The organism is Pseudomonas synxantha, assembly GCF_900105675.1.
GTDB classification, from domain to species: Bacteria; Pseudomonadota; Gammaproteobacteria; order Pseudomonadales; family Pseudomonadaceae; genus Aquipseudomonas; species Aquipseudomonas synxantha.
Window position 1 is genome coordinate 375,762 of the sequence record NZ_LT629786.1, and the last position, 13,752, is coordinate 389,513.

12 protein-coding genes are annotated in these 13,752 nt (G+C 60.9%); 2 read left to right on the forward strand and 10 right to left on the reverse strand.

Going from position 1 to position 13,752, the window contains the following annotated elements; genetic code table 11:
- Nucleotides 1–6: 6 nt before the first annotated feature.
- From gcvH to arcD (BLU48_RS01805), 7 genes are all read right to left on the reverse strand, one after another.
- The gene (gene gcvH, locus BLU48_RS01775; RefSeq protein WP_057023802.1) at nucleotides 7–390 is read right to left on the reverse strand and encodes a glycine cleavage system protein GcvH; all 384 of its coding nucleotides are present in this window, start codon (nucleotides 388–390) and stop codon (nucleotides 7–9) included.
- Between the two features lie 346 nt (nucleotides 391–736).
- Entirely contained in the window at nucleotides 737–2,245 is a 1,509-nt protein-coding gene (locus tag BLU48_RS01780; RefSeq protein WP_057023803.1) for a sigma-54-dependent transcriptional regulator, read from the reverse strand.
- Nucleotides 2,246–2,451: 206 nt separating this feature from the next.
- On the reverse strand, nucleotides 2,452–2,814 hold the full coding sequence (locus tag BLU48_RS01785) for a DUF5064 family protein (RefSeq protein ID WP_057023804.1): 363 nt from the start codon (nucleotides 2,812–2,814) through the stop codon (nucleotides 2,452–2,454).
- Nucleotides 2,815–2,832: 18 nt separating this feature from the next.
- The gene (arcC, locus tag BLU48_RS01790; protein WP_057023805.1) at nucleotides 2,833–3,762 is read right to left on the reverse strand and encodes a carbamate kinase; all 930 of its coding nucleotides are present in this window, start codon (nucleotides 3,760–3,762) and stop codon (nucleotides 2,833–2,835) included.
- Nucleotides 3,763–3,914: 152 nt separating this feature from the next.
- On the reverse strand, nucleotides 3,915–4,925 hold the full coding sequence (locus BLU48_RS01795; RefSeq protein ID WP_057023806.1) for an ornithine carbamoyltransferase: 1,011 nt from the start codon (nucleotides 4,923–4,925) through the stop codon (nucleotides 3,915–3,917).
- Nucleotides 4,926–4,937: 12 nt separating this feature from the next.
- The gene (gene arcA, locus BLU48_RS01800) at nucleotides 4,938–6,194 is read right to left on the reverse strand and encodes an arginine deiminase (RefSeq protein WP_057023807.1); all 1,257 of its coding nucleotides are present in this window, start codon (nucleotides 6,192–6,194) and stop codon (nucleotides 4,938–4,940) included.
- Nucleotides 6,195–6,219: 25 nt separating this feature from the next.
- On the reverse strand, nucleotides 6,220–7,647 hold the full coding sequence (arcD, locus tag BLU48_RS01805) for an arginine-ornithine antiporter (protein ID WP_057023808.1): 1,428 nt from the start codon (nucleotides 7,645–7,647) through the stop codon (nucleotides 6,220–6,222).
- A 406-nt stretch (nucleotides 7,648–8,053) separates the two neighbouring features.
- Here arcD (BLU48_RS01805) and arcD (BLU48_RS01810) point away from each other — a divergent pair, with 406 nt between their 5' ends.
- Nucleotides 8,054–9,481: an arginine-ornithine antiporter gene (gene arcD / locus BLU48_RS01810; RefSeq protein WP_057023809.1), complete on the forward strand. Its 1,428-nt coding sequence runs from the start codon at nucleotides 8,054–8,056 to the stop codon at nucleotides 9,479–9,481.
- Nucleotides 9,478–10,341, forward strand: a complete 864-nt coding sequence (locus BLU48_RS01815) for a DNA-3-methyladenine glycosylase family protein (protein WP_057023810.1) — start codon at nucleotides 9,478–9,480, stop codon at nucleotides 10,339–10,341. The genes arcD (BLU48_RS01810) and BLU48_RS01815 overlap by 4 nt, the downstream gene beginning before the upstream one ends.
- A gap of 103 nt (nucleotides 10,342–10,444) precedes the next feature.
- Here the strand turns inward: BLU48_RS01815 and BLU48_RS01820 are convergent, their stop codons facing one another.
- The 3 genes from BLU48_RS01820 to BLU48_RS01830 all read right to left on the reverse strand — a co-directional run bounded on the left by BLU48_RS01820 (nucleotide 10,445) and on the right by BLU48_RS01830 (nucleotide 13,707).
- Complete coding sequence (locus BLU48_RS01820; protein ID WP_057023811.1) at nucleotides 10,445–11,794, reverse strand: CoA transferase; 1,350 nt, start codon at nucleotides 11,792–11,794, stop codon at nucleotides 10,445–10,447.
- Nucleotides 11,795–11,834: 40 nt separating this feature from the next.
- Nucleotides 11,835–13,178, reverse strand: a complete 1,344-nt coding sequence (locus BLU48_RS01825) for a sensor histidine kinase (protein WP_057023812.1) — start codon at nucleotides 13,176–13,178, stop codon at nucleotides 11,835–11,837.
- Between the two features lie 67 nt (nucleotides 13,179–13,245).
- Nucleotides 13,246–13,707, reverse strand: coding sequence for an LTXXQ domain protein (locus BLU48_RS01830; protein ID WP_057023813.1), 462 nt, complete (start codon nucleotides 13,705–13,707; stop codon nucleotides 13,246–13,248).
- Nucleotides 13,708–13,752: the final 45 nt, after the last annotated feature.

A 13,752-nucleotide genomic window follows, 5' to 3' on the forward strand; every position in this document is an offset into this window, starting at 1 on the left:
CGCTCCTCAGGCTTCTGCGTTGGCTTTGATCAGGCGGTCGTACGCATCCTGATCCAACAGCTTAGCCACTGCCTCGGCGTCGGTTGGTTTAAAGCGGAAGAACCAGCCTTCGCCCATTGGGTCTTCGTTGACCAGTTCCGGGCTGTCACTCAGCTTTTCGTTCACTTCCAACACTTCACCGTTCAACGGCATATACACGCCGCTGGCGGCTTTTACCGATTCCACGGTGGAGGCTTCAGCGCCTTTGTCGTAAGCCTGCAACTCCGGCAGTTGCACGAAAACCACATCACCCAGCGCATTCTGCGCAAAAGCGGTAATGCCCACGGTGACGCTGCCATCGGCTTCGGCGCGCAGCCATTCGTGATCTTCAGTGAAACGCAACTCGCTCATGGAAACTCCTCAGGGCCAGAATCGTCTGGTGGACGGGATTTGAATAATAGGGAGTTGCTTAGCAATATTGCGGCCAAGGTTATTAAATCCTTATAAATCAATAATTTAATAAAATTGGTTATGGCGTTAGTGCATTTTGCTGTAGCGATTTCGCTACAGTCGGGTGCTTGAAAAAAAGCCTATGTGGATCAAAGCCTTGCATGGCGCGCAAAAAACAGGGTTGTAGCGATATCGTTACGCTGTAGCGCTTTCAGTACACGCAATGTCGTTCCTGGACCAAAATTTGGAATGCTCTGCAAATGTGGGAGGGGGCTTGCTCCCACATTTGTTTGTATTCCAACTTGAATCAGGGCTTGTTGGGGATGCCGTACTTGCGCAAGCGATGGGCAATCGCCGTGTGGGAAGTCTGCAACCGGCTGGCCAGTTGGCGGGTCGAGGGGTAGCTGGTGTAGAGCTTTTCCAGCAGGTCGCGCTCGAAATCCTCCACGGCCTGTTCCAGGCTGTCGATTTCGCCATCGTTCTGGCGTGCTACGGAGGTGCCGGCGATGTCCAGGTCGCCGATGTCCACCAGGCTGCTTTCACAGATGGCAGCGGCGCGGAAGATCACGTTTTGCAGTTGCCGCACATTGCCCGGCCAGCGATTGTCCAGCAGTGCCGGGTAAGTGCCGGGCGCCAGGCGGCAGACCGGGCGCTGGATCTGCGCGCAGGCCTGCTGCATGAAGTAGCGGGCCAGCAGCAGGATATCCTGGCCGCGTTCGCGCAGGGGCGGTACTTCGACGTTGAGCACGTTGAGGCGGTAAAACAGATCTTCGCGAAAAGTGCCTTCGCTGACCATCTTTTCCAGGTTGCGGTGGGTGGCGCTGAGGATGCGCACATTGACCTTCACTTCGCGGTCACCGCCCACACGGCGAAAGCTGCCGTCATTGAGAAAGCGCAACAACTTGGCTTGCAGGTACGGTGACATCTCGCCGATTTCATCCAGAAATACCGTGCCTTGGTTGGCCAGTTCCATCAGCCCCGGCTTGCCGCCGCGCTGGGCGCCGGTAAAGGCGCCCGGGGCGTAACCGAACAACTCGCTCTCTGCGAGGTTTTCCGGGAGTGCCGCGCAGTTCAAGGCCAAAAACGGCGCACTGTAGCGTGCGCTGGTGGCGTGACAGGCGCGGGCCACCAGCTCCTTGCCGGTGCCGGTTTCGCCCTGGATCAGCAGCGGTGCATCCAACGCCGCCACCCGTTGCGCTCGCGCCTTGAGGGTGCGGATGGCCGGGGATTCGCCCAGCAGCGCATCAAAACCTTCGGCATGGTCGTGGTGCAGTGCCGACAGTTGCTCGCCGATACGATTGGGCTGGTAGAGGGTGAGCAGGGCGCCTGCGTCAGTGATTGGCGTGGCGTCCAGCAACAGGGTCTGGCCGTTGACGCTGATCTCGCGCAACGGTAAGCGAAAGCCATGTTCCAGCAAGGTGTCCAGCAGCGTTGGGTCATTGAACAGCTCGGCAATGCTTTCCCCGGCAGGCTCGCGCCCGTACAGGGCGATCAACGCCGGGTTGGCCAACAGGATCTTGCCCGCGCTGTCCAGGGCCAGTACCGGGTCGGTCATGGCCGCCAGCAGGGCGTCGAGTTGCAGGTGGCGGCGTTGGCCCGGCAGGATGTCGACCACCTTTACCGCTTGTACGCCGTGCACGCTGAACAAGGCGTCACGCAGCTCCTCGAGTACCTCGGCGCTGAGGGTCGGCGCATCGATATAGACGTTGGGCGGTACCATCTCCACCGCATCCAGGTTGAGATTGCGCCCACCGAGCAAGGCCAGGACTTCCTGGGTGATGCCGACGCGGTCGATGAAGCTGACGTGGATACGCATGGGGTGCTAGCAATTCTGGGGAGCGAGATGCGGCAAGTATGCCTTGGCGCGGGGCGCAGGTGAAATCTGACAAATGATGGAGATCAAAATGTGGGAGGGGGCTTGCCCCCGATTCGGTGGATCAGCTAATAAATCTGTTGCTGACACACAGCCATCGGGGGCAAGCCCCCCCACATTTTGAACTGCATTGTGTGAGTGCAGGCGTGTTATTCCAGATGTTCGGGTTTGACTGGATCACCTGATTTCACATCCAACTGATGCCTTACATCCTCGAACATCAGGTCGTACTGCTTGTGCATCGACCCATTCAACACCGCGGCTTTCGGCATGCCGTATTTCTGCGCAATGTTCATCGCATGCCGCGCAAAATCGAAGGCCTGGTCCTTGGGCAGGAAGAACTCTTCCTTGAGGTCCTTGCCCTGCACCGAGCCGTGCAGCTTGAAGAGCATTCCCTTGCCTTCCTTTGGGTCCTGGCTGACTTCATAGTCGATGCACAGGTTGTAGCTGTAGTCGTCTTTGTTAAGCGCGTGGCGTTCAACGTGCAAGTGACCGGGTTCAAAGGTAGCCATAGGCGTATCTCCTCTACTTCACAGATAGGTGATGCCAGGTTTCGCCGTGCTGATGCGGGTGCCGGCGCTGCCCTGGACGATGGCTTCGATGTCCGAGAGTGAACCGATCACCGCGGTTTTGCCAGTCTGGCGGGCGAACTCGCAAGCCGCTTGCACCTTGGGGCCCATGGAGCCGGCGGCGAAGCCGAGTTTTTCCATGTCGTCCGGGTGAGCCTGGCCGATGGCCTTCTGGGTTGGCTTGCCGAAGTCGATAAAGGCGGCGTTGACGTCGGTGGCAATCACCAGCAGATCGGCGTCCAGTTGGGTGGCCAGCAACGACGAACACAGGTCTTTGTCGATCACTGCTTCAATGCCCTTGAGCTTGCCGTCTTCGCCATACATCGTCGGGATGCCGCCACCGCCGGCGCAGATCACGATGGCGTTTTTTTCCAGCAGCCATTTGATCGGGCGGATTTCAAAGATGCGTTTGGGCCGCGGGCTGGCAACCACACGGCGGTATTTGTCGCCGTCGGGGGCGATGGCCCAGCCTTTTTCGGCGGCGAGTTTTTCTGCTTCGGCCTTGGAATACACCGGGCCGATGGGTTTGGTCGGGTTCTGGAACGCCGGGTCCTTGGCATCGACTTCAACCTGGGTGAGCAGGGTGGCAAACGGTACTTCGAAGTCCAGCAGGTTGCCCAGTTCCTGTTCGATGATATAGCCGATCATGCCCTCGGTCTCGGCGCCCAGCACGTCCAGCGGGTAGGGCGAGACGCTGGTGTAGGCCGCCGCCTGCAACGACAGCAGGCCCACTTGCGGACCATTGCCGTGGGCGATCACCAGCTCGTTGCCGGCGTGGATCTTGGCGATCTGTTCGGTGGCGATGCGGATGTTGGCGCGCTGGTTGTCCGCGGTCATGGGTTCACCACGGCGCAGGAGGGCGTTGCCGCCCAGGGCTACGACGATGCGCATAATGCAATCCTTCTAGGGTGTGAGCACAGAGCCCAATGTGGGAGGGGGCTTGCTCCCGATGGCGGCGGGACAGTCAATTTATCTATAGCTGAGCCACCGCTATCGGGAGCAAGCCTCTCCCACATTTTTGAACCCTGTTCCGACAGTGAGAGTTAGATATCCGCCAATGCCGACACCAGAATCGCCTTGATGGTATGCATGCGGTTTTCCGCCTGCTCAAAGGCAATGTTGGCTGGCGACTCGAACACGTCCTCGGTTACTTCCACACCATTGGCCAGGTTCGGGTACCGCGCAGCGATGTCCTTGCCAACCTTGGTTTCGCTGTTATGGAACGCCGGCAGGCAGTGCATGAACTTCACCCGGGGGTTGCCCGAGGCTTTCATCATCTTGGCGTTGACCTGGTAGGGCAGCAGTTGTTCGATACGCTCGTCCCAGGCCTCCACTGGCTCGCCCATCGACACCCAGATATCGGTGTGGATGAAGTCCACGCCCTTGACCGCTTCGGCAGGGTCTTCAGTAATGGTGATGCGTGCGCCGCTTTCCTCGGCAAACGCCTGGCATTGCTTGATGAAGTCCTCGTGCGGCCACAGGGCCTTTGGTGCGCCGATGCGCACGTCCATGCCGAGCTTGGCGCCGATCATCAGCAACGAGTTGCCCATGTTGTAGCGCGCGTCGCCCAAGTAGGCGTAGCTGATGTCATGCAGCGGCTTGTCGCTGTGCTCGCGCATGGTCAGGGTGTCGGCGATCATCTGGGTTGGGTGGAATTCGGCGGTGAGGCCGTTGAACACCGGCACGCCGGCGAACTTGGCCAGTTCCTCGACGATTTCCTGTTCGAAACCACGGTACTCAATGGCATCGAACATCCGGCCCAAGACGCGGGCGGTGTCTTTCATACTTTCTTTGTGGCCGATCTGCGACGACACCGGGTCGATGTAGGTGACGTGGGCGCCCTGGTCATGGGCCGCGACTTCGAAGGCGCAACGGGTGCGGGTCGAGGTTTTTTCGAAGATCAGTGCGATGTTCTTGCCTTGCAGGTGCGGACGCTCGGTGCCGGTGTATTTGGCGCGCTTGAGGTCGCGGGACAGGTCCAGCAGGTAATTCAGCTCGCGGGTGGTGTGGTGCATCAGCGACAGCAGGCTGCGGTTGCGCATATTGAAAGCCATGATGGAATCTCCTTAATAGTCGATAGGGTCGCGGATGATCGGGCAGGTCATGCAGTGGCCGCCGCCACGGCCACGGCCCAGCTCACCGGCGCTGATGGTGATGACTTCCACACCTGCCTTGCGCAGCAGGGTGTTGGTGTAGGTGTTGCGGTCGTAGCCGATTACCACGCCAGGCTCTACAGCCACCACGTTGTTGCCGTCGTCCCATTGCTCGCGTTCGGCGGCGAAGCTGTTGCCGCCGGTCTCGACCACGCGCAGGGCCTTGAGGTTGAGGGCCGCGGCAACGGTATCGAGGAAGTTGGTGGTCTCGCGTTGGATATCGATGCCGTGGGGCTTGCTGTCGTCAGGGCGCAGGGTGAACGGCACGATCTGGTTGACCACTTCGGGGAAGACGGTGACCAGGTCGCGGTCGCAGAAGCTGAATACGGTGTCCAGGTGCATGGCTGCGCGGGATTTGGGCAGGCCGGCAACGATCACCCGCTCAACGGCGTTGTTCTTGAACAGGTTGCGCGCCAGTTGGCCGATGGCCTGGTGGGACGAGCGCTCGCCCATGCCGATCAACACCACGCCATTGCCAATCGGCATGACGTCACCGCCTTCCAATGTGGCGGCGCCGTGTTCCTGGTCGGGGTCGCCGTACCAGATCTGGAAGTCGGCGTTGGTGAATTCCGGGTGGAACTTGTAGATGGCGGAGGCCAGCAGGGTTTCCTGGCGTCGCGCCGGCCAGTACATCGGGTTGAGCGTTACACCGCCGTAGATCCAGCAGGTGGTGTCGCGGGTGAACTGGGTGTTGGGCAGCGGCGGCAGGATGAAGCTGGCGTGGCCGAGGAAGTCGCGGAACATCTCGATGGTCTTGCCACCGAAGCTGCTCGGCAGGTCATCGGCCGACACGCCACCAATCAGGAACTCGGTGATCTTGCGCGGCTCCAGGCTGCGCAGCCACGAGCCGACTTCATCAACCAGGCCAAGGCCTACGGTATTGGCGGTGATCTTGCGCTCCAGGATCCAGTCCAGGGCTTCGGGGATGGCAACGATGTCGGTGAGCAGGTTGTGCATTTCCAGCACATCAATATCCCGCTCGCGCATCTTGGTCACGAAGTCGAAATGGTCGCGCTTGGCCTGGGCCACCCACAGCACGTCATCGAACAGCAGTTCGTCGCAATTGTTGGGGGTCAGCCGCTGGTGGGCCAAGCCTGGGGAGCACACCATGACTTTGCGCAGTTTGCCGGCTTCGGAATGTACGCCGTACTTAACTTTTTCCGTGGTCATTACAGATCCTCCAGTGAACACACAATTACAAAGTCAGGAAGCCGTCGTAGAGCCCATAGGCCGCCACCAGGGCGCCAATGACCACTGCGGCGAAAATCAGCTTCTCGACGTTGGTGAAAATCGGTTTGCCCAGTTCACGCTTGGCCTTGGCGAACAGGATCGCGCCGGGGGCGTAGAGCAGGGCGGAGAGCAGCAGGTACTTGGTGCCGCCGGCGTAGAGCAGCCAGATCGCGTAGATCAGCGCGACGGCGCCGATGAACAGGTCTTTCTTGCGCTCCTTGAGGGCGTTTTCGTAGGTTTCGCCACGCACCGCCAGCAACAGGGCATAGGCCGCCGACCACAGGTAAGGCACCAGGATCATCGAGGTGGCGAGGTAGATCAGCGACAGGTAGGTGCTGGCGGAAAACAGCGTGATCACCAGGAAGACCTGTACCATCGCGTTGGTCAGCCACAGGGCATTGACCGGCACGTGGTTGGCGTTTTCCTTACGCAGGAACTCCGGCATGGTGTGGTCCTTGGCAGCGGCAAACATGATCTCCGCACACAGCAGCACCCAGGACAGCAACGCGCCCAGCAGCGAGATGATCAAGCCGACGCTGATCAGCACCGCGCCCCAGTGGCCCACCACGTGCTCGAGCACCGCGGCCATCGACGGGTTCTGCAGCTTGGCCAGTTCCGGCTGGGTCATGATCCCCAGGGACAGTACGTTCACCAGCATCAGGAACAGCAGCACGGTGATAAAGCCGATCACGGTGGCCTTGCCCACGTCGCTGCGTTTCTCCGCACGGGACGAGAAGATGCTCGCGCCTTCGATACCGATAAACACCCACACAGTGACCAGCATCATGTTGCGCACCTGGTTCATCACGCTGCCCAGGTCGGGGTTTTTCACGCCCCAGATGTCAGCGGTGAAGATATCCAGCTTGAACGCGAACACTGCGATGAGCACGAACAGCAGCAGCGGTACGACCTTGGCCACGGTGGTGACCAGGTTGATAAACGCCGCTTCCTTGATCCCGCGCAGCACCAGGAAATGCACAGCCCACAGCAGCACCGATGCACCAATCACCGCCGCTGGCGTGTTGCCTTCGCCAAAGATCGGGAAGAAGTAGCCGAGGGTGCTGAACAAGAGTACGAAGTACCCCACGTTGCCCAGCCAGGCACTGATCCAGTAACCCCAGGCGGATGAGAAACCCATGTAGTCGCCGAAACCGGCCTTGGCGTAGGCGTACACACCGCCGTCGAGGTCAGGCTTGCGGTTGGCGAGGGTCTGGAAGACGAATGCGAGGGTCAGCATGCCGATGGCGGTAATTACCCAGCCAATCAATACTGCGCCTACATCGGCACTGGCGGCCATGTTTTGCGGCAACGAGAAGATCCCGCCGCCAATCATTGAGCCCACGACAAGTGCAACCAGCGCACCAAGCCTAAGTTTTCCGGGAGAATCAGACATTGCGTGACTCCAATGCAGGAGAAGAGAGATCACAGAATAATTCCGTGCGCTAATCAAACAGCTGACTCAGATCACTTCATTGGCACATTCCATTGTGAATTAACGACTTAGGGGGGTAGAAGTTGCTGGGCGACGCAGTCCGCGGGGGGCGCTTGCTAGAGCGGGCTCCTCCGATGTGGTTAATCATTTCGTCCGGGACATGGTGGTTGACGCTAGTTCGTATTTGCGGATGTGCAAACTTTTTGTACGGCGTCTGACGAACGCTTCATAATTGGCTTATTTAAATTCTAAATAAGCCTAAACTTCTCGCGTTTACATGCACTTATGTTATGAAGCGCTAGCGTCATTAAATTGAATTAGTTGAGTTCGCAGTGGTCGGCTCAAACTTTTATTGCGAGGAACCTGCATGTCCCAACCAGCCCAGAAACTTAGGCTCAGTGCCCTGATCGCCCTGGTCGTGGGTTCGATGATTGGCGGCGGGATCTTCTCGCTCCCGCAAAACATGGCGGCCCGTGCAGAAGTGGGCGCCGTGCTGATTGGCTGGGCAATCACGGCGGTCGGCATGTTGACCCTGGCCTTTGTGTTCCAGACCTTGGCCAACCGCAAACCGGAACTGGACTCCGGGGTGTACGCCTACGCCAAGGCCGGTTTTGGCGATTACATGGGGTTTTCATCCGCCTGGGGTTACTGGATCAGCGCGTGGATGGGCAACGTCGGTTATTTCGTGTTGCTGTTCAGCACCCTGGGTTACTTTTTTCCGGCGTTCGGCCAGGGTAATACACCGCTGGCCATTGGTTGTGCATCGCTGTTGCTGTGGGCGGTGCATTTCCTGGTGATGCGCGGGATCAAGGAGGCGGCGTTTATCAACCAGGTCACCACGGTGGCGAAGATTGTGCCGCTATTGATGTTTATCGTGATCGCCGCCGTCGCGTTCAAGGCGGATATCTTCACCCGCGACATCTGGGGCCTGGGTAACCCGCAGATGGATAGCGTGGTCGAGCAGGTGCGCCACATGATGCTGGTTACGGTGTTTGTGTTTATCGGCATCGAAGGCGCCAGCGTGTACTCGGCGCGGGCCGAGAAACGCTCGGATGTAGGCCGCGCCACGGTGATTGGTTTCCTGGGCGTGCTGGCGCTGTTGGTGCTGGTGAATGTGCTGTCCCTGGGCATCATGAGCCAGCCGCAATTGGCGCAGTTGCAGAACCCTTCTCTGGCGGGCGTGCTGGAACACATCGTCGGGCCCTGGGGCGCGGTATTGATCAGTATCGGCCTGGCGGTTTCGCTGCTCGGGGCGTTGCTTTCATGGGCGCTGCTCTGCGCGGAAATCCTCTATGCCACTGCCCACGACAAGACCATGCCGGCGTTCCTGAAAAAGGAAAATGCCAATCAGGTGCCGGTTAACGCGTTGTGGCTGACCAATGTGATGATCCAGGCGTTCCTGGTGATCACGCTGTTTTCGGCCAGCACCTACACCACCCTGATCTACCTGGCGTCGTCGATGATCCTGGTGCCCTACCTGTGGTCGGCGGCCTATGCGGTGTTGTTGAGCGGGCGCGGCGAGACCTATGCCGGCGCCCAGCGCCAGCGCATGAAAGACTTGGCAGTGGGGCTGATTGCCCTCGGCTATGCAGTATGGCTGTTGTACGCCGGGGGCTTGAAGTATTTGCTGTTGTCGGCGCTGCTGTATGCCCCGGGTGTGATCCTGTTCGCTCAGGCCAAGCGCGAGCAAGGCCAACCCTTGTTTACCCACGTGGAAAAAGGCATTTTCAGCTGCGTGATCGCGGGCGCCGGGTTGGCGGCATACGGGTTGTATAGCGGGGTATTGTCGTTGTGAGATTGGCGTATCAGCCGCCCTACGATTGGGCGGCAATGTTGGCGTTTTTGTCAGCTCGAGCCATCAATGGATTAGAAATCGTTGAGGCTGGCGCGTACCGGCGCAGCATCAGCGTGAACGGGCAACTGGGTTGGCTCAGCGTGGCGCCGGGCGCCGGCGATTGGCTGGAGGTGGGCGTCGAGTTTCCTGACGCGGCGGCCCTGCCCAAGATCGAGCGACGCCTGCGGGCCATGTTCGACCTGAATGCCAACCCCGAGCTGATTAATGCCCAATTGGCTGGCGACCCGTTGATGGCACAACTGGTTGCGGCCCGTCCTGGCCTGCGCGTGCCCGGGGCCTGGGACGGGCTGGAGCTGGCGATTCGTGCGGTGCTTGGCCAGCAGATTACAGTGGTGGCGGCCATTCGCCTGGCGGGCAAGCTGGTGGCGCAGTATGGCCAGCCGCTGCACACCCCATACGCCGGTATCACCCATGTTTTCCCGACACCCGAAGTGCTGGCGGCGGCAGACCTGGCGACCCTGGGCATGCCCAAGGCGCGAGGCCGTACCTTGTCTGCCGTGGCCCAGGCAGTGTTGGATGACCCCCAGGTGTTCCAACCCAAGGCCAGCCTCAAGGACGGCGTTGCGCGGTTGGTGGCGTTGCCGGGGATTGGCGACTGGACCGCGCAGTATATCGCCATGCGCCAGTTGCGCGAAGCGGATGCGTTTGCATCAGGGGATATCGGTTTGATCAATGCGCTAGCGGCGCTGGAGGGTGGGCCGGTGTCGGCGCGACAGCTGCTGGCCCGGGCCGAGGCGTGGAGACCGTTGAGGGCGTATGCGGCGCAGCATCTGTGGACGTCGTTGAGTCGGGGGGATTGATGGTGGCTGTACTGGCCTCATCGGGGGCAAGCCCCCTCCCACTTTTGAATTTATTCACAAATCAAATGGGAGAGGGGGCTTGCCCCCGATGGCGATCTTCAGTTCACCACTGAGGCCGGTGCGCGCCCAATTCTCCAGCCGGTAAATCCCACTGCAACGGCGTGCCACTGATGCTCAGCGGCGCCAGCAACCGATGGGCCTGCCCCCACGCCGTCTGCTCCACCACCAAACCCTGATCGCCTGGCTCTTCGGCACGCAACGCCGCTTGTACCGGCACTTGCCCTGCCTCCACCAGCAATTTCGCCGTACGCGCCAATGACAAGCGCGCCGAGCCACCGCGGCCGGATGCCAGGCGTTCGCCCAAGGCCCGGATCGCACTGGCAGCCATCAGGTAGCCGGTGGCGTGATCCAGCGCCTGCACTGGCAGCGGCACGGGCTTGTCCGTCCGCTTCCAGGCCATGCCCGCCTCGGCAATGCCGCTGCTCATCTGTACCAGGCTGTCGAAGCCGCGACGGTTGCGCCATGGGCCGCTCCAGCCGTAGGCGTTGAGGCTGACGTCGATCAACCCGGGGGCGAGGTCTTGTAGTTCGCCGATGGTGTAGCCCAATCGTTCCAGAGCATCGGCGCGGTAACCGTGGAACAGCACGTCAGCATCCTTGAGCAAGGCTTCGAATACCTGTCGACCCTCGGAGCTTTTCAAGTCAAGGCGTGCGCAGCGCTTGCCCAGGGTCATTTCCGGCACCACGCCGGGTTCGTTCCAGGTCGGCGAATCGATGCGCAGTACATCGGCACCCAACCCGGCGAGGAAACGACTGGCCACCGGGCCGGCCAATACGCGGGTCAAGTCCAGCACCTTGATACCGGCCAGCGGGCGCGCAGGCGAACCGAGCCAGGGTTTGTCGGTGCGGCTTTCGAAAACCTTGCGCTGTATCAGCGCTTCACTGTTTACCGCCAAGCCTTGTGGATGCTGCTGCCAGGCTTGCCACCCACGCATCTGCGCGGCGCAACCGCCGGCGTCGACAATGGCCTGTTCCAGCTCGGCGGCGTTCCATGCCGCGACTTTGGTTGCCATTTCGGCGCGGTCGGCCACAGGCCCCAGCACCCGCTCGGCCGCTGCACGGTGATGGGGCGCGTTGGTGTGCAAGCGAATCCAGCCATCGGCGCTGGCGTAGTCGCCGGCCACCGGGTCCCACAGCGGCGGCACTTGCCAACCCACGGGGCGAATTGAAGAAGAGAACCACAAGGAGGCCAGGCGCCGGTCCACGCTGACATTGGGCAAACGCCCGGTCTGCTGCTGGAGCAACTGGGCGATGGCCTGGCCGGCGGCGCCGATGCTGGCAGCGGCCAGGTCGGTGACGGCGAAGGCCGAGGGCAGGGCCCCGGTTTCGGTCATGGCTATTGCTGCGTGTGGTAAATCGAGTGCGGCTTGGATGGGAGTCAGCAGGTCAGTCATCAAAGGCCCTCCGTAAGAGAAGGGCCACTATAGAAGATCTTCACACAGCTGTGACAACGCCGGGTTCCAGCGGCAGATCGATACTGGCGACAAAACCGCCGTCAGGGTGATTGGCCAGAATCAGGTTGCCGCCATGGCGCTCGGCGGCGCGACGGGCGATGGCCAGGCCCAGCCCATGGCCCTGGGCAACCTGGCCGGGGGCGCGGTAGAACGGCTCGCCGAGTTGGCTCAGGTGCTCGGCTTCAACGCCGGGGCCGTGGTCACGCACGCTGATCAGAATGCGCCCGCCTTGGTGCTGGGCCTGCAATTCAATCGGTTGGCCGACGGGATTGAAGCGTTGGGCATTGCGCAGCAGGTTATCCACGGCGCGTTCGATCATGGTCGGCCAGCCTTTGAGGTACAGGTCGGCTTCGGTGGTGAGGTGCACCATCTGGTCCGGCGCGCCGAGTTGGGCGTCCTTTTGCAGGGTCTTGAGCAGCGGGTTGAGGTCGATGTCTTCGGCGCTGGCGTTGTCGGCATCGACCCGCGCCAGTACCAGGATCTCGCTGATCAAGGCTTCCAGGCGGTCGCATTCGCGGGTCAGGCGTGGCCAGAGTTTCTCCCGCTCCTCGGGGCTCGCACGTTCGGCCAGGGCCAGGGCGATCCGCAAGCGCGCCAGCGGCGAACGCAGCTCGTGGGACACATCACGCAGCAATTGGCGCTGGCTGCCGATCAGGCTTTGCAGGCGCGCACCCATGCGGTTGAAGTCGGTGGCCAACACACCGAACTCGTCACGCCGATTGGCCAATTGCGCCAGGCTGTTTTGCTGATAAGTGGCTTGCCCCAGATCATGCACTGCGCCGCGCAGGCGGCTGAGTGGGCGGGTGATGGACAGCGTCACCAGCAGGCTGAACAGGGTCAGCACCACCAGGGCAATCGCCAGGGCACTGAACGGCCACAACAGGCTGCTACGGTGCCAGGCATCTAGCTCGGGGTGAGGAATGCGGTAGATCAACAGGTAGGTGTCGCCGGTTTTGTCGCTGGTGTACTCGGCCGTCAGACGTCGCCAGGGTAGGTGGCCGTCCTGGCTGTCATTCTGCCGGGCCTCGAAGGCGGCGGCGCGGCGCGGGAAGGTGCCGCGCACCACCGGCTCGCCGCTTTCGTTGAGTACTTGCACGTCGATGTGGTACTGGCGTTTGCGTTGTTGCAGCAAGTCCTGGGCGGCGTCCTCGCCCTGGGCTTCGTAGAGTTGGGTCCACTCCTGCGCCAGGTTGTTGAGGCCGGGGTGGCGGCTGAGAATCCAGGCGTCCTGGTTGAGCATATGTCCGAGCAGGATCGACAAGCCGGCAACCAGGGCGATGGCCAGCCAGAAACTTGCCAGGATACGCCAGAACAATGAACGCACAGGAAACCCTCAAACAGGAAAAGCCCAGCGGCGTGAACCACTGGGCTGTAGAGATGAAGCTAGAGCATTATTGCGCTTTTTGCGCCTGCTGGGCTTTCCAGGCCTGGAATTCCTTCCACTCGGCGCGGCGCTCGGCTTGCTTCTTGACGATCTCGTCGTACTTCTTCTGTTGGTCGGGCTTGAGCACGGCACGGATATCGGCCTGGGTTTTCTGCTTGTCGGCGGCGATTTCGTCCTGCATGGCTTTCTGGTCGGCGGCCGGCAGTTTGTCCAGGTACTTCTTGACCAGGTCTTTGCGAGCGTGCCATTGGTCACCCATCAGCTTGCGGACCTGTTCGCGTTGTTCCTTGCTCAAGTCCAGTTGGCTGAACGGGCCACCTTTGCCACGCGGACCATGTTCACCACCGTGACCCGGGCCACCCATCATGTGGCCGGAAGGTTCGCCCATTGGGCCTGGGCCTTCTGGCATGGCCATGGCAACGGTAGGCAGGGCAGCGGCGAGCATCAAAGCGATAAGGGTCTTGCGCATGGTGATTCTCCTGTCTCTATTCCGGTGAGTCCGGATGTGAGTAGA